The organism is Novosphingobium ginsenosidimutans, from assembly GCF_007954425.1.
Lineage (GTDB): Bacteria > Pseudomonadota > Alphaproteobacteria > Sphingomonadales > Sphingomonadaceae > Novosphingobium > Novosphingobium ginsenosidimutans.
Genome location: NZ_CP042345.1, coordinates 15,469 through 31,336, shown reverse-complemented (window position 1 = coordinate 31,336; position 15,868 = coordinate 15,469). Strand labels below are relative to the sequence as shown.

Sequence of the window (15,868 nt, the reverse complement as noted above, 5' to 3'; positions counted from 1 at the left end):
ACGCCCGCGCGTCACCCTTCGGCGAGCGCGATCTGCTCTGCGCAGATTTCATGGAGCCGGCGGATCCCGCCTTCGAGCGTGCCGAGCGTCAGTTCGGGCACCACGCCGGTCGACAGCCCCTGCTGGCCGAGCGCAGCGGCGCGGAAATCTTCGCTGCCAAAGACGCCGCCATCCAGCAGGGCCCATGACCGTTTCCAATGATCGCGCGCCTTGTCGCTCTGCGGTGCTTCTGGGATCAGCATGAAGTCCTCGACCAGGGTGCGGTCATGCCCCTGCGGCCAGAGCGCCATAACGTTCACATAGTCCGGGCTCATGATCACGACGGTGGCGGGGAACAGTTGATAGGCAAAGGTGCCGAGCCGCCGCAGCGCGGTCATGTCGGTCAGGTCGACGCCCTCCATCTCCGCGGCGCGGCCCACGAAGCTGCGCTGGTGCGGGCCGATCTGATCGCCGCTGGTCACCCCGTCCTTGAAGAACGGCGCGATGGTCGCCGCGTGCAGGCGCAGCACGTGATAGCTTTCGAGGAAGGCATCCATGATCAGCTTCCAGTTGGAAGCGACGTCATGGGTCCGCCTCGCAAACAGGTGCAGGTCGCGCATCGCAAAGGCATCGAAATCAGCACCGAGGGTGATGGCGTGGCCAAAATCGGCGTCTCCTTGCGGAGCATACCAGATCAGCCCGCCAGCCTCGCAGCTCGGCAATTCGGCCAGGCTATAGCCAGCCTTGTCGAGGCCCGGGAAGGTATCCGGCCGGGGCAGGGCGAGCAGGCGGCCGTCAGTGGCATAGGTCCAGGCATGGTACGGGCAGGTCAGCCGCTTGCCGCACTGCACATCCTGCCCCTCGACCAGCCGTGTGCCGCGGTGCTTGCAGACGTTCATGAGCACATGAATCGCGCCGTCGCCGTCGCGGGTGATCAGCAGCGGGCGCCCAGTTGCATCGTGCGGGACGGCCATGTTGTTGTCAGGGATCAGCGCCGAAGGGCAAAGCACCTGCGGCAACCGGCCAAACAACGCGGCCTGTTCGCGCGCCCAGTGCGCGGGATCGGTATAGACGCTGGCGGGCACGGTCGAGACGCCGCTGCTCGGCCGGGTGCAGCCATCGGCAATCGCCTGCGCCAGGGCGAGCTGGCCGGGGGTTGGGCTGCTGCCAGGAAGTGTGGATGCGGTGGCCATCAAGGCTAGGAATAGACCCAAACCGCGCTAGTGTCGCAAGCGAATTTGGTGGGGAGCGCGTGAATGTCGGTCGATCTGATCCGCTTTGTGATCTTTGTCGGGGTGCTGCTGGGCCTGGGCCTGCTGGCAACCCGGATCCCGTCATTCCGGCCCTATCTGCGCAAAAACCCGCTGATTACCTTCCTGCTCGGCATTTCCAGCGGCTTTCCGCTGACCCTGCTGGTGGCGACGATGACCTTCTGGCTCGCCAAGGTCGGGATCGATACGGCCACGATCGGGTTCGCGGTCGCGCTGGGCACACCCTATACGATCAAGTTCCTGTGGGCGCCGCTGGTCGATAAGTTGCCGATCCCGGTGCTGACCCGGCTGTTCGGCCAGCGGCGCAGCTGGCTTTACCTGGTCCAGGGGCTGCTGTTCGTTTCGATTTGGCAATTGGGCGCCAGCGATCCGCAGCCCGGCCACCTTGGGCCGTTCATCTTCTGGGCGATTGCCACCGCCTTCCTTTCGGCCACGCAGGACATCGTGATCGACGCCTACCGCATCGAGATCCTGGAAGAGGACGAGTTCGCCCACGGTACGGCCACCAACCAGTTCGGTTATCGCACCGGCAACCTGATCGCCGGCGCCGGGACGGTCTATCTCGCCTCTAACGAAGGCCTGGGGCTCGGCTGGGCGCTGGGTTACGGGCTGACGGCCTTTGCGATCATTCCCGCGATCATCGGCTCGCTGCTGGCGGGGCCTGGCAAATACGTTGACCGGTTCGCCCAGGCCCAGAGCATCAGTGCTGGGCAGTGGCTGCTGGAAACCGTGGTCAATCCGTTCCGCGAATTCCTTGGCCGCCACGGGGCCTTCCTCGTGCTTGGCTTCGTGCTGATCTACAAGGTTGGCGATGCCATGGGCCAGACCATGCTGGCGCCGATGATCGTCGATCTGGGCTTTGCCGATCTGGACTATGTTTCCGCCAACAAGCTGTGGGGCTTTGGCGCGCTGATCCTGGGTTCGGCGCTGGGCGCACCGTTCATCCTCTGGCTGGGGATGGGCCGGGCGCTGCTGATCTCTGGCCTGCTGATGATGTTCTCGAACGTGATGTTCATGATCCTGTCGGTCAGCGGCAACAATTACTGGATGCTGGTCGCCGCGATCGGGACCGAGAACGTGACCAGCGGGATCGGCCTCACGGTCTTCGCGACCTATCTCTCCGGCCTCTCCAGCCTCGCCTACACGGCGACGCAGTTCGCGCTGCTGTCCTCGTTCGCAGCCTTCGGACGAACCTGGCTGGCCTCGCCCGCAGGGGTGATTGCGGAAAGGCTCGGCTGGACCTGGTTCTGGGGCTTCACGATCGTCGCCGCGATCCCCGGCATGCTTCTGCTGTGGCTGATGTGGCGCAAGGGCTACCTGGTCCAGTCGATCCGCCAGCCCAGTACCGAGGATGACGGGCCGGAAGCACCTGCCAAGGCCTAGTCAGGCAGCTCGCCGTTGAGGCGCAGGACTTCGCCGGCGAGGTAGAGCGAACCCGCAATCAGCACCGGCAGGCCATCCTGCGGCACAGCGGCGAGCGCGCTCGGCACATCCGGAAAGGCGACCGCATTCGGGCCGAAGGCTTCCGCCGGGTGCCATTCGTGCGTCGGCACTGGCACGGCTGCAATCGAGGCAGCATTGGCGGCCAGCGGGCCAGTCAGCGCTGCCGGGTCCTTGTTCGCCAGCATGCCGATGATCAGGTGGAAACGCTGGCCCTGAAAATGCTGCGCCAGCGCCGCCCCGGCCGATGGATTGTGCCCGCCATCGAGCCAGACTTCGCGGTTGCCGACCAGCGGGCCAACGCTCAGACGCTGCAAACGGGCGGGCCACCTGGCTGAGGCCAGTCCGGTGCGAATGGCTGCTTCTGAAACCGCCAGCGCGTTCTGGTGGCGGATCATCGCCACGGCCAGCGCGGCGTTGTCGGCCTGGTGCGGGCCGGTGAGGGCGGGGAGCGGCAGGATCAGTTCGCCATGCTTGTCGCGATAGGCAATCTCGGTACCAACCTCGGCAAACCAGTCCAGCCCGCGCAGCGCCGGGCGGGCCCCGGCGCGCATCGCCTGGTCGAGCACGGCCTTGGTCATGCCGAGGTCGTACTGCTGCGTTACCAGCTGCACCCCGGGCTTGGCGATGCCGGCCTTCTCGAAGGCGATCCGCTCCAGCGGCACGGTCGGCACGTCCTCCTCGGGCGCCAGCAGGAAGCGTTCGTGATCCAGCCCCAGCGCGGCGATCCCGCAGACGGCGGGCTGTTCCAGCGCATTGGTCGCATCGAAGCGGCCGCCAAGGCCAACCTCCACCACGCAGACGTCGGCCGGCACGCGGGCAAATTCGGCAAAGGCGGCGGCGATGGTCACTTCGAAAAAGCTGGGGTTCAGGTCATCGCCAAGGTCCAGCACCTCGGCCAGCAGATCAGCCAGCCGGTCATCGTCAATCAACTGGCCCGCCAGGCGAATGCGCTCGTTATAACGGACCAGGTGCGGGCTGATCGTGGCGTGGACCTTGTAGCCCTCGGCCTCCAGCATGGCCCGCAGGAAAGCGCAGGTGCTGCCCTTGCCGTTGGTCCCGGCGACATGGAACACCGGCGGAAGACGGAGGTGCGGATCGTCCAGCCGGGCCAGCAGTGCACGGATCGTTTCCAGCCCGAATCGTCCGTCCGGCACGGACAGCGCGCCCAGCCGATCGAGCTGCGCCTGCACGCGGGGACTGTCTGACGTGGCGAAATCGCGCACCGGGGTCAGGCTGCCTTGCTGGACCCCAGGTAATCAAGCAGCAGCGCGAGCTGCTCCTTCAGGTCGCGGCGGTGGACCACCATGTCGACCATGCCGTGCTCGTGCAGGTATTCGGCGCGCTGGAAGCCTTCGGGCAGCTTTTCGCGGATGGTATCCTGGATCACACGCTGGCCGGCAAAACCGATCAGGCAGCCCGGCTCGGCAATCTGGACATCGCCGAGCATGGCGTAGCTCGCAGTAACGCCGCCGGTGGTCGGGTCGGTCAGCACGACGATATAGGGCAGGCCCGCGGCATTGAGGCGGCGCACGGCCACGGTCGTCTTGGGCATCTGCATCAGGCTTAGGATGCCTTCCTGCATCCGTGCGCCGCCCGCAGCAGTGCAGATGACGTAAGCGCACTTTTCCTTGAGCGCCTTGTCCGCCCCGGCGACGAAAGCCGCACCCACGGCCATGCCCATTGATCCGCCCATGAAGGCAAAGTCCTGCACGCCGAGCACCACCTTCTTGCCGCCAATCGTGCCAAGCGCATTGGTCAGTGCGTCGGGATGCGGGTTGGCGGCGCGGGCAGCCTTCAGGCGGTCGGGATACTTCTTCGAATCCTTGAACTTCAGCGGGTCTTCCTTGACCTTGGGCGAAGGCAGGATGGTGAAGGCCGGATCGAGCAGCTGGGCAAACCGCGCGTCGGCACCGATGCGGCCGTGGTGGTCACAGCGCGGGCAGACGTTGAGGTTCTCCTCATATTCCTTGGTGAACAGCATTTCGCTGCACGAAGGGCACTTGATCCAGAGGTTGTCCGGAGTGTCGCGCTTGTCCTGAAAGGGCAGCGCTTTGCGAACACGATCAATCCAGCTCATGCGGTGGTCCTAGCCGAATGGACCGCTGCCGCCAATGCCGCTGTTAGTTCCTGCACAGGCCCGGCGGCATTTGCGCCATGCTCACCAACCAGGTCAACCAGCGCCGAACCGACCACCACGCCGTCGGCCACCTTGGCAAAGGCGGCGGCCTGTTCAGGGGTGCGCACGCCAAAGCCGACGGCAACCGGAATGTCGGAAGCGGCCTTGATCCTGGCCACGGCCTCAGCAACCCCGCCGACTGCGGCCTGCTGCATGCCGGTAATCCCGGCGACCGAGACGTAATAGAGGAAGCCTGACGAACCCTCCAGCACCGCCGGCAGGCGCGCCGCATCGGTGGTGGGGGTGGCCAGGCGGATCAGCGAAATGCCCTTCGCGCGCAGCGCCGGGCCAAGCTCCGGGTCTTCCTCGGGCGGAATGTCGACGCAGATCACCCCATCGATCCCTGCCTTGGCGCTGGCATCGGCAAACCAGTCCGCGCCGCGGATCGTCATCGGGTTGGCATAGCCCATCAGCACCAGCGGCACGTCTGGATGCCGCGCGCGGAAATCGGCTGCGATCTTCAGGATATCGGCGGTGCGCGTTCCCGCGCCCAGGCTGCGCAGGTTGGCCTTCTGGATTGCCGGGCCATCGGCCATCGGATCGGTAAAGGGCATGCCCAGCTCGATCACATCCGCCCCGCCGGCCACCAGCGCATCAAGGATTGCGGGCGTGGCGGCCGGAGTAGGATCACCCCCGGTGACGAAGGTGACGAGGGCCGGGCGGCCCTTGGCAAAAGCGGCGGAGAGGCGATCAGTCATGGCGTCGTGTCGCAGTTCGGCTGAGCAATAGGGCGACCACTACGCCTCCGGCCAGACTGACTGGCAAGGCCCAACCTAGAAAGGAGTCGTTCAATCCGGGCATGCCAGAGACGGCGTAAAGCGCGGCAAACACGCCGGCGGACGCGAGCAGGATCGCTCCGGCAATTTGGAGCCGCAAGGTCACAGTTTCACGCCCAGGTACTCCGCGACCGAGAAAATGTCCTTGTCGCCGCGGCCGCAGAGGTTGACGAGAATGATCTGGTCTTTGTTCATCGTCGGAGCGAGCTTGGTGACGGCGGCGATGGCGTGGCTCGGTTCCAGCGCGGGAATGATGCCTTCGGTGCGGCAGAGCAGTTGGAAGCCTTCGAGCGCCTCGGTATCGGTCACGCTGGTATAGTCGACCCGGCCGATCTCCTTGAGCCAGGAATGCTCCGGCCCGATGCCGGGATAGTCGAGGCCGGCGCTGATCGAGTGGCCTTCGGTAATCTGGCCGTCCTCGTCCTGCAGCAGGTAGGTCTTGTTGCCGTGGAGGATGCCGGGGCGCCCGCCAGCCAGCGATGCCGCGTGCTCCTTGTCGAGCCCGTGACCCGCCGCTTCGACGCCGAGCATCTTGACCTCCGGATCATCCAGGAAGGGATGGAACAGGCCGATGGCATTGCTGCCTCCGCCGATCGCGGCGACCAGTACGTCGGGCAGGCGGCCGGTGCGATGCAGCATCTGGGCGCGGGCCTCGTTGCCGATCACGCTCTGGAAATCGCGGACCAGTTCCGGATAGGGGTGCGGGCCGGCGGCGGTGCCGATGATGTAGAAGGTGTCATGGACGTTCGCGACCCAGTCGCGCAGCGCCTCGTTCATGGCGTCCTTGAGCGTCGCCGCGCCCGAGGTGACCGGGACGACTTCCGCGCCGAGCAGCTTCATCCGGAACACGTTGGGCGCCTGGCGCGCCACGTCGGTCGCGCCCATGTAGACCACGCAGGGCAGGCCGAAGCGCGCGCAGACCGTGGCAGTGGCAACACCGTGCTGGCCCGCGCCGGTTTCGGCAATGATCCGGGTCTTGCCCATGCGGATCGCCAGCAGAATCTGGCCGATGCAGTTGTTGATCTTGTGCGCGCCGGTGTGGTTCAGCTCATCGCGCTTGAACCAGACCTGCGCGCCGCCCAGTTCTTCAGTCAAACGCGGCGCGAAATAGAGCGGGCTGGGCCGCCCGACATAGTGCTCAAGCAGGTCGTCGAATTCGGCATGGAACGCCGGATCGGCCTTGGCGGCGCGATATTCTCGCTCCAGGTCCAGCACCAGCGGCATCAGCGTTTCGGCGACATAGCGCCCGCCAAACTGGCCGAAATGGCCGCGCTCGTCGGGCTGGTTGCGGAAGGAATTGGCCGTGTTCATGCGGGGCGCTTGGCAGGGATTGCGGGCGCTGTCCAGCGGTCCGCTAGGCCCGGTTTAACCGTCGGACTATCCGAAACTTTCTGCAAGATGAACGAAACAAAATGTTGCTCAATTGCCACAGGTGAACAAGTCATTGTATTTTCTGAACGGCCTGTTCACGCCGGTGCAAGGTGGCGCTGCCTAGTCCCGCCCGTTCCCTGCGACCCAGGGACCAATTCAAGGAGTACAGACAATGCGCAAGATTCTCATCGCCCTGGCCGTCACTGTGGCCGTTTCCTCGCCCGCGCTCGCCAACGAGGCCCGCGTTGAAGCCCGCGGCGGCGTAATCTGGAGCGACGGTGACAGTCAGGACTTCTGGGGCATGGCCGCCGGCTATGATTTCGACCTGGGCGAGAAGGCCTTTGCTGGCCTCGAAGTCTCGGGTGACAAGATCGGCACTTCGGGCACCAAGGTCGCCTTCGGTGTGACCGGTCGCCTTGGCGCCAAGGTCTCGGAAAAGGGCAAGCTGTTCGTCGATGGCGGCTATACCACCGAGCCGTGCGACCTGTGCGAAGGTTCGATGCACGCCGGCGTCGGCTTTGAGCAAGGCTTTGGCAACAACCTCTATGGCAAGGTTGGCTATCGCCACTTCTTCACCGGCAACGGCTTCAGCGACAGTGACGCCGTGACGGTTGGCCTGGGCATCAAGTTTTAAGCACTTTTCAGTCCACCGAGCGAAGGGGCGGTCCGGCGACGGGCCGCCCCTTTTTGGTGTCAGGCCCGCGCCGCTCCGCAAAAGGCGGCAATCAGCGCCGGGTCCTTGACGCCCAGGGCACTTTCGATGCCCGATGCGGCATCGACCAGCGGGGCTCCGGTTAGCCGCACCGCCTCGGCTACGTTGGCGGGGTTGAGGCCACCGGCCAGGCCCCAGGGAAGCGCGATCTTCAGGCCCGCCAACAGTTTCCAGTCAAAGGCCAGGCCCATCCCGCCGGGCAAGGTGCCTTTTGGCGTCTTGGCGTCAAATAGGATGAAGTCTGCGGCGCCGGCATAGGCGGCGGCCTTGGCTACGTCCTCACCTTTGGCGACACCGATCACGCGCCAGACGGGCAGGCCGAAGCGGTTGCGGATTTCGGCGGCGCGTTGCGGCGTTTCGCTGCCGTGGAGCTGGATCGCATCAAGCTGGGCGGCCGCAACCGCTTCGGCGATGGCGGCATCGGCGGCATCGACGAACACGCCGACCCGGCCAATCCGCCCCGCAGCCCGCGCGCCGAGTTCGGCTGCCAGGGCTGGTGCCAAAAAGCGAGGGGAGGACGGAAAGAAGTTGAAGCCCGCATAGTCAGCGCGCGCGGCAATCGCCGCGTCAAGCGCAGTGCCGTCGGTCAATCCGCAGAGCTTGATCCGGGGGGCGGGCATTGCCGCCCCCTAACGCTTGGACCTTTACTGCGCCAGTTCGAACTGCACCGCGACGCTTGCGGTCAGGCTGACTTCACCCGGCGCGACCGGCGTCGGCGCAACTTCGGCCATCGCCTTGGCGTACATGACCGGCATCGGCGGGACATAGCCACTGCTCTCGATGATCGAGACGATCCGCTTGACCTTGAGGCCGGCGGCCTTGGCATAGAGCTCGGCGCGCTGACGGGCCTTGGCCATGGCAGCTGTGCGGGCTTCGTCCAGCGCGGTCTCGCTATCGTCGAGTTCGAAGCTGGGGCCATTGACCTGGTTAGCGCCGGCGCTGACCAGGGTATCGAGCACCTTGCCGAAATCGGCCAGCTTGCGCTGCTTCACCGAGACCTGGTTGTTAACCTGGTAGCCGATGATTTTCGGCTCAGGATTTTCGACCCGCCCATCCGGCCCAACGACCTGCGGCGCATAAAGCGGGTTAAGGCTGAGGTTGCTGGTCTGGATATCGCGATCGGCAATGCCCGCCTTATTGAGTGCGGCAAGCACGCGGTTCATGTCGGCCGAATTGGCTGCCAGCGCCTCCGCAGCAGTCTTGCCCTGGCTGGTTACCCCGGCGCTGAACACCGCGAGGTCGGGCTTGCGGAACGAACGCGCCTCGGCATTGACCGAGAGCAGGGTTGAGGCCGGGGCAATTGCGGGCACCGGCGCGGCCACTTGCGCGGCAGCAGGCAGGGCGCAGGCCAGGGCCAGCGGGGCAAGAGCGAAACGAAGCATTTTCATGGTCTTCTCCTTGTTCCGCGGCATTGCGCGCGGCGAGCTTTCGCTCGGCTGAACCAGAGAAAGGCCTAAAGGGTTGCCTCAATCGCCCGCGCAGCGGCAACCGGATCCTCCGCGCGGCTGATCGGGCGGCCGATGACGAGCACCGAAGCCCCGGCATCGCGGGCCTCGCGCGGGGTAACGGCACGCTTCTGGTCCCCCAGCACGCCGCCGGCCGGGCGCAGGCCGGGGACGACGAAGAAGCCATCCTTCCACTGCCGGTGAACCGCCCCGACTTCCTGGCCAGAGCAGACGATCCCGTCGAGCCCGGCAGAATGGGCCAGGTCCGCCAGGCGCAGTACCTGGTCATGCGCCGAACCGCCGACGCCGGTGGCCGCGAGGTCACTCTCGTCAAGGCTGGTCAGCATCGTGACCGCGACCACCTTGGTGTGTTCGCCCGCCGCTGCCTTGGCATCTTCCATCATCGCGCGCCCGCCGCTGGCATGGATCGTGACAATCGCCGGTTCCAGCACGTGGATCGCCTGCATCGCTGCGGCAACGGTGTTGGGAATGTCATGCAGTTTGAGATCGAGGAAGATCGGCAGCCCGATCTTGGCGATCTCATGCACCCCGTGATGGCCATGGGCGCAAAAAAACTCGAGGCCGAGTTTCAGCCCCCCGACGTGGCTCTTTACTTTGCGGGCGAGGGCTTCGGCAGCATCAAGCCTGGGAACGTCGAGCGCGAGGTAGATCGGGTTCGACATGGTTCAGAGCACATCCTTGCGGGCTTCGGCTTCAAGCTGGGTTGAGGTTGCAATCGGAGCGGGGTTGCCCATCGAGCTGGCTTTGACGGTGTTTTCCATTAGCCCGATCCGCCGGTTGAGCCGCCAGCGCACACCCTTGTGCAGCAGCCACATCGGCAGAAAGCCCATCAGGAACGAGACGATCACCAAAGCCGGCAGCTTGGTTTCGAGGATGATGCCCTCCCACAGCTTCACTTCAACCGGTTGCCAGTTGTTGAGCGTGAACAGCCCCAGCGCTACCAGTACCAGTACCCAGATTACCGTGCGGATTATCTGCATTGGCCCATCTCTCCGTAGCCGTCAGCAACGTGCCGTGCGATGCTAGGCGGGATGACGGGGCAGGGCAAGTTACTCCCCGAAGACCCGGCTGAAGATCGTGTCGATCGCCTTGAAGTGGTAATCGAGGTTGAACTTTTCCTCGAGCTCGCCCGCGCTCATCACGGCCGCCACTTCCGGATCGGCCTTCAGCAGTTCGAGCAGGCTAAGCTGCCCATCGCTTTCCCACACCTTCATCGCATTGCGCTGGACCAGGCGGTAAGCGGCATCGCGCTCAAGCCCGGCCTGGGTAAGCGCCAGCAGGACGCGCTGCGAGTGGACCAGCCCGCCCATCTTATCGAGGTTCTTCTGCATCCGCTCCGGATAGACGAGCAGCTTGTCGACCACCGAGGTCAGACGGGCGAGGGCAAAGTCAAGCGTGATGGTTGCATCGGGTCCGATGAAGCGTTCGACCGAGGAGTGCGAAATGTCGCGCTCATGCCACAGTGCCACGTTCTCTAGCGCCGGGGTGACGGCCGAGCGGACCATGCGGGCCAGGCCCGTCAGGTTTTCGGTCAGCACCGGGTTGCGCTTGTGCGGCATGGCCGACGAGCCCTTTTGCCCTGGGGAGAAGTACTCCTCGGCCTCAAGCACTTCGGTGCGCTGAAGATGGCGGATCTCGACCGCGAGGCGTTCGATCGAGCTGGCAATCACGCCCAGCGTCGCAAAGAACATGGCGTGGCGATCGCGCGGGATGACCTGGGTTGAAACTGGTTCGACCGCAAGGCCGAGCTGCTCGGCAACATATTCCTCAACCGAGGGGTCAATGTTGGCGAAGGTACCGACCGCGCCGGAAATCGCACAGGTTGCCACTTCGGCGCGGGCAGCCAGCAGGCGGGTCTTGCAGCGGCTGAACTCAGCATAAGCTTCGGCCAGCTTCTTGCCGAAAGTGGTTGGCTCGGCATGGATGCCGTGGCTGCGGCCGATAGTCGGGGTGTATTTGTGCTCAAGGGCGCGGCGCTTGATTGCGGCGAGTAGCTCGTCGAGATCGGCCAGCAAGATGTCACTCGCTCGGGCCAGCTGGACCGCCAGGGTGGTGTCGAGCACATCAGAACTGGTCATGCCCTGGTGCATGAAGCGTGCTTCGGGGCCGACCTGCTGGGCCACCCAGTCAAGGAAGGCGATCACGTCGTGCTTGGTAACGGCCTCGATCGCATCGATCGCGGCAACGTCGATTGCCGGATTGGTCGCCCACCAGTCCCACAGCGCCTTGGCCCCGCTCGGCGGCACGACGCCCAGGTCACCCAGCTTCTGTGTGGCGTGGGCCTCAATCTCGAACCAGATGCGGAAGCGGGCTTCCGGCTCCCAGATCGCGACCATTGCGGGGCGGGCGTAGCGGGGGACCATGGTTCGACTCCTAGCGGCTGCTCGGGGAGCCGCTAGGGGGCGTGGCCGTTAAAGGCAAGGGGTGAGCATTGCCCACCCCCGCAGCGTCCTATTCGAGCCCGTCGACGCTCTTGCTGACAAGGATATTAACCGCAACGCGGCGGTTCTGTGCCTTGCCCTCTTCAGTCGTGTTGTCCGCCAGCGGATCAGCCTCGGCCATGCCGGTCGGGGTCAGCACGCGATAGGGCTTCCAGCGGCAGGCCTGCTGCAGGTAGTTGATCACGCTGCTCGCCCGCTTTTCGCTAAGGGTCTGGTTGTATTCCTCGCTGCCGACCGAGTCGGTGTACCCGACCACCAGCAGCAGAGCGTTGTTGGTCGCTTCGGCCTGCTGGGCAGCGTTGCACAGCTCCATCTTGGCCTGCGGCGAAAGCTGCCACTTGCCGGTATCGAAGAACACGTTGGTCGTGCCCTTGATGTTGTAATTGTCAATATCGGCCATGCGTCCGCGCAGCGCCTGGGTGGCGGCGGTCTGCTCGGCAAACTGCTGCTCGGTACCATTGCGGATCATCATCGCGGTCTTGAAATCGTTGTTCTTGAAGCTGACCTGGCTGGCCAGCAGCACCTGGCCAGCCTGCATGGTCTTGACGGTCACCGGCAGGCCATTGAGCAGCGATGCCGTGGTGGGCTTGGCACCCTTGCTGCCAAACAGGCCGCTGCTGGCCTTGATCTTGGTCGTCTCGTTGACCGCCACCACCGTGCTGGTGCCATCGGCGGCGGTGATCTTCAGCCGGTCACCCTTGCGAGACGTGATTACGCCCTTCAGCTCAGGCCCGGGCGTCATTGCGCTCATATCGGGCAGCGGTTCGCCGGTGACGACGATATTCGGATCGTTGTTGACCTGGGCCGAAAGGCCGGCCGACATCGGAATGGCGAGCATGCCGAGCAAGGCAAACGCCGCCGGCTTGTTTGAATTGAGCCGCATTAGATCAGTCCTTCCATGCGCAACTGCGCCCCCAACCGCGCTGCCAGAGGAATGGGCGTGGCAGGTCAATAGCGTACGCGGGGGTTTGGGGCGAGGGTGCGGTGAACCGTTTTCAGACGCTACGCGGGGACCGGCGGCTCGTCATAACTGCCTTGCTTCGTAATCGCCTCATCCGGTGTCGCCAGGATGTGCTTAAGCGCTTCGGGCGGATAGGCCAGGTTGGGGACCGACGGATTGAAGGCGGGCTGAGACACCGGGCTCTGCACAGTGCACGGCGGCGGGTTGAGCATGGCCTCGGCCTCCTCGCCGGAGATGCCGCATTCGGCCAACATTCTGGGATCGACCCAATGTGCCGCATCAAGCTCGGCCACTTGGCAGGATACTTCCAGCGTCAGCCCTTCCGGCCCGGCGAAGTAGATCGAGCGGCAAAAGCCGTGGCCAATCGGGCCGATCGCGGGAATGCCGTGGCTGCGGATCCGGTCGCGCATGGCGATCAGGCCCTCGGGATCGGGGACGCGGAAGGCGATGTGCTGCATCGTCCCCTTGGCGCATTTACCCGCGCCGGTCCCGGCATGGGTAATGCCGATCGTGCTGGGGATCTCGTCAATCCCGGCCAGTTCGACGACTGAGAAGTAGCTCTCCGGCCCCATTTCCAGGAAGGCATGCTTGCCGCCGGGCACGCCGTGCATCTCGAACAGGCCCTTCAGCGGAAAGCCCATCACCTGGGTGAAGAAAGTAAGCTGCGCCTTCATGTCCGCGCTCATGATCGCGATGTGGTGGATCCCGTTCGGCTGCTGGACGCGCATCGGCCTCTCCTCGTGCGTTACGGGACAAAGGCTAACACGCGCCGATCCGCTTCGGCAACGGCTTGCGGGCAGCGCGCGGGCAGTTTAATCAAGCGATTAAATCGCCGCTGCCCGGGTTCACCCCGGCGGCAGGCGATGGCACCGAAAGGGACAGGAAAGCCAGATATGTCAATCCTTTATGATGAAGGGCAGCAAGCGATCGCGACCGAATCGCGGCGCGTGCTCGATGCCCGGGCGAGCAAGGATCGCCTGCTCAAGCTGCTCGAACAGGTCGGCGAACATGACGCCCCGTTCTGGGATACGGCGGTCGAGCAAGGCTGGACCGCGCTGGCCGTGCCGGAAGAGCATGGCGGGCTGGGCCTCGGGCTGGTCGAACTGGGCCTGGTTGCCCAGGCGAGCGGCGCGGCTACGGCCGGTGCGCCGTTCCTGACGCCGGGTTTCGGCGTGACCCACGCGCTGGTCGCCGCAGGCAATGCGGATGCTGCGGCCAAGTATCTGCCGCAAATCGCCGCTGGCGAAGCGCGCGGTGCGGTGGCTTTTGCCGAAGGGACCGACATCCTCCCCGCAGCGCCGGCCACCAGGTTTGCCGACGGCAAGCTGACCGGCAGCAAGCCGGCCGTGCCGGGCGGGCTCAAGGCCGAGCTGGCGCTGGTCTGGGCCAGCGGTGCCAACGGCCCGGTCCTAGCGCTGGCCGAACTCGCCGGGGCCGAGCGCAAGGCGGTTTCGAGCTTTGACAACAGCCGGCTCTATGCCGACCTCACCTTTGCCGGCACCCCGGCGACCGTCCTGGCCGAAGGCGCGGCGGCCACCGCGCTGGCCCGCGAAGTGCTCGCCCGGATGGCCGTGGTCACCGCGCACGAGCAGGTCGGTGGGGCCGAGGCATTGCTGCACATCGCGCGTGACTATGCCGTCACCCGCAAGGCCTTTGGCCAGCTGATCGGCGCGTTCCAGTCGGTCAAGCACCGCATTGCGGAGATGTACGGCCTGGTCGAGATCGCCCGCGCCAACTGCATCCACGCCGCAGCCAGCGCCGGCACCGATGGCTTCCTGCTGGCCGCGGCCGATGCCCGACTGACCGCAACCGAAGCCTATGACACCTGCGCGCGCGACTGCGTGCAGATCCACGGCGGGATCGGGGTGACCTGGGAACAGGGCCTCCACCTCCACATGCGCCGGGCCCGCAGCCTGGCAATCGAGCAGGGCAACCTGCTGTTCTGGGAAGACCTGCTGGTCGAAACGCTGACGGGAGAAGCCGCATGAGCGAGATCGAAACCTACCGCGCCCAGGCCCGCGCCTGGCTGGAAAGCGTAGCCCCGAAGTATTCCCGCGCGGCGCGGGGCAAGCTTAACCTCTCGGTTGAGGAAGACCTGGCGCTGGGCCGCCAGTACATGGCCGAAAAGTATGATGCCGGTTACGCCGGGATCAACTGGAAGACCGAGATCGGCGGGCAGGGCCTGTCGAACATGCACAAGATCGCTTTCGATGCCGAGGAAATGCAGTTCGGCATGCCGAACGTCTATTTCGGCATTTCGCTGGGCATGCCGATTCCGATCCTGATCCACTATGGCCAGGACCGCGCCTGGGTGAAGGAGCGCGTGATCAAGGCGCTGCGCGGTGAGGAAATCTGGTGCCAGCTGTTCTCCGAACCTTCGGGCGGGTCTGACCTGGCTGCGCTGCGCACCAAGGCCGAGCCCGATGGCAACGGCTGGCGGATGACCGGGCAGAAGGTCTGGACCTCCTGGGCGCAGTACTGCGACTACGGCGTGATCGTGGTCCGCACCGACCCGACCGTCGAAAAGCACAAGGGCCTGACCTATTTCTGGGTCGATATGAAGGCCGAGGGCGTCGAAGTCCGCCCGATCAAGCTGGCCGGCGGCGACAGCCACGTGAACGAGGTGTTCTTCGATGCCGTGCGTCTGGAAGACAGCCAGCGCATGGGCGAGGTTGGCGGCGGCTTCGGCGTTGCGCTGCACACGCTGATGATCGAACGCTACATAGCCACCGACAGCGCCGGGTTCGGCCCGCATCTCGATCTGTTTGTCGATACAACCAAGGAACTGACGATCAACGGCAAGCCGGCAATCAAGGATGGCCGCATTCGCTCGGCCATTGCCCGGAACCATGCGATGCGCGCCGGGCTGGACAGCATCACCAAGCGCGCCTTTGCAATGATGCAGGCCGGGATGCAGCCGGGGCCGGAAGGGTCCCTGCAGAAACTGGTCGCGGTGCGCAGCCGGCAAAAACTTTCGGAAATGGCGCTCGACCTGCAGGGCAACCAGGCCTTCGATTTCGATCCCCACGCCTATGTGAAGGAAGACTGGGGTACCAGCTGGCTCAATGCGCCCACGGGGCGCATTGCCGGGGGTTCGGACGAAGTCCTGCTCAACACCATCGCCGAAAAGGTGCTGGGCCTGCCGCAGGACCACCGCCCCGACAAGGGCGTGCCCTTCAACGCGATTCCGGCCTGATCGGCTGGCACTTTTCGTCATTGCGGGGAGCGGCGCGGCGGCGCCATCCGGCGCTCTGCTCCCCTGACGATTGACC

At 65.1% G+C, this 15,868-nt stretch carries 16 protein-coding genes; 4 read left to right on the top strand and 12 right to left on the bottom strand.

Annotation, left to right across the window (positions count from 1 at the left end):
- Positions 1-11 precede the first annotated feature (11 nt).
- Entirely contained in the window at positions 12-1,172 is a 1,161-nt protein-coding gene (locus tag FRF71_RS00140; RefSeq protein WP_147088641.1) for an aromatic ring-hydroxylating oxygenase subunit alpha, read from the bottom strand.
- A 63-nt stretch (positions 1,173-1,235) separates the two neighbouring features.
- Here FRF71_RS00140 and FRF71_RS00135 point away from each other — a divergent pair, with 63 nt between their 5' ends.
- A complete protein-coding gene (locus tag FRF71_RS00135; RefSeq protein WP_147088640.1) occupies positions 1,236-2,633 on the top strand; it encodes an AmpG family muropeptide MFS transporter in 1,398 nt (465 codons plus the stop codon).
- Here FRF71_RS00135 and FRF71_RS00130 read toward each other — a convergent pair.
- The 4 genes from FRF71_RS00130 to trpB all read right to left on the bottom strand — a co-directional run bounded on the left by FRF71_RS00130 (position 2,630) and on the right by trpB (position 6,956).
- Entirely contained in the window at positions 2,630-3,916 is a 1,287-nt protein-coding gene (locus FRF71_RS00130; protein WP_147088639.1) for a bifunctional folylpolyglutamate synthase/dihydrofolate synthase, read from the bottom strand. The two genes, FRF71_RS00135 and FRF71_RS00130, sit on opposite strands and share 4 nt — an antisense overlap.
- Before the next feature lie 5 nt (positions 3,917-3,921).
- Positions 3,922-4,770, bottom strand: coding sequence for an acetyl-CoA carboxylase, carboxyltransferase subunit beta (accD, locus tag FRF71_RS00125; RefSeq protein ID WP_147088638.1), 849 nt, complete (start codon positions 4,768-4,770; stop codon positions 3,922-3,924).
- Positions 4,767-5,567, bottom strand: coding sequence for a tryptophan synthase subunit alpha (gene trpA, locus FRF71_RS00120; protein ID WP_147088637.1), 801 nt, complete (start codon positions 5,565-5,567; stop codon positions 4,767-4,769). Before trpA ends, accD begins: the two co-directional genes overlap by 4 nt.
- Positions 5,568-5,747: 180 nt before the next feature.
- A complete protein-coding gene (gene trpB, locus FRF71_RS00115; protein ID WP_147088636.1) occupies positions 5,748-6,956 on the bottom strand; it encodes a tryptophan synthase subunit beta in 1,209 nt (402 codons plus the stop codon).
- A gap of 232 nt (positions 6,957-7,188) precedes the next feature.
- Here trpB and FRF71_RS00110 point away from each other — a divergent pair, with 232 nt between their 5' ends.
- Positions 7,189-7,650: a porin family protein gene (locus FRF71_RS00110; RefSeq protein WP_147088635.1), complete on the top strand. Its 462-nt coding sequence runs from the start codon at positions 7,189-7,191 to the stop codon at positions 7,648-7,650.
- Between the two features lie 59 nt (positions 7,651-7,709).
- On the opposite strand, the gene FRF71_RS00105 is transcribed toward FRF71_RS00110, so the two are convergent.
- The 7 genes from FRF71_RS00105 to FRF71_RS00075 all read right to left on the bottom strand — a co-directional run bounded on the left by FRF71_RS00105 (position 7,710) and on the right by FRF71_RS00075 (position 13,324).
- Entirely contained in the window at positions 7,710-8,348 is a 639-nt protein-coding gene (locus tag FRF71_RS00105; protein WP_147088634.1) for a phosphoribosylanthranilate isomerase, read from the bottom strand.
- A 24-nt stretch (positions 8,349-8,372) separates the two neighbouring features.
- Positions 8,373-9,116, bottom strand: a complete 744-nt coding sequence (locus FRF71_RS00100) for an SIMPL domain-containing protein (protein ID WP_147088633.1) — start codon at positions 9,114-9,116, stop codon at positions 8,373-8,375.
- A 65-nt stretch (positions 9,117-9,181) separates the two neighbouring features.
- Positions 9,182-9,856, bottom strand: coding sequence for an orotidine-5'-phosphate decarboxylase (pyrF, locus tag FRF71_RS00095; RefSeq protein ID WP_147088632.1), 675 nt, complete (start codon positions 9,854-9,856; stop codon positions 9,182-9,184).
- 3 nt (positions 9,857-9,859) lie between these two features.
- Entirely contained in the window at positions 9,860-10,174 is a 315-nt protein-coding gene (locus tag FRF71_RS00090; RefSeq protein ID WP_147088631.1) for a lipopolysaccharide assembly protein LapA domain-containing protein, read from the bottom strand.
- A gap of 69 nt (positions 10,175-10,243) precedes the next feature.
- Positions 10,244-11,557 (bottom strand): adenylosuccinate lyase, encoded by a 1,314-nt coding sequence (purB, locus tag FRF71_RS00085; RefSeq protein ID WP_147088630.1) that lies wholly within the window; start codon positions 11,555-11,557, stop codon positions 10,244-10,246.
- An 88-nt stretch (positions 11,558-11,645) separates the two neighbouring features.
- Positions 11,646-12,518: an OmpA family protein gene (locus FRF71_RS00080; RefSeq protein WP_147088629.1), complete on the bottom strand. Its 873-nt coding sequence runs from the start codon at positions 12,516-12,518 to the stop codon at positions 11,646-11,648.
- 119 nt (positions 12,519-12,637) lie between these two features.
- The gene (locus tag FRF71_RS00075) at positions 12,638-13,324 is read right to left on the bottom strand and encodes a VOC family protein (RefSeq protein WP_147088628.1); all 687 of its coding nucleotides are present in this window, start codon (positions 13,322-13,324) and stop codon (positions 12,638-12,640) included.
- 165 nt (positions 13,325-13,489) lie between these two features.
- Here FRF71_RS00075 and FRF71_RS00070 point away from each other — a divergent pair, with 165 nt between their 5' ends.
- Both FRF71_RS00070 and FRF71_RS00065 read left to right on the top strand, forming a co-directional pair.
- On the top strand, positions 13,490-14,584 hold the full coding sequence (locus FRF71_RS00070) for an acyl-CoA dehydrogenase family protein (RefSeq protein WP_147088627.1): 1,095 nt from the start codon (positions 13,490-13,492) through the stop codon (positions 14,582-14,584).
- A complete protein-coding gene (locus tag FRF71_RS00065) occupies positions 14,581-15,792 on the top strand; it encodes an acyl-CoA dehydrogenase family protein (RefSeq protein ID WP_147088626.1) in 1,212 nt (403 codons plus the stop codon). The genes FRF71_RS00070 and FRF71_RS00065 overlap by 4 nt, the downstream gene beginning before the upstream one ends.
- The last annotated feature ends 76 nt before the right edge of the window (positions 15,793-15,868 follow it).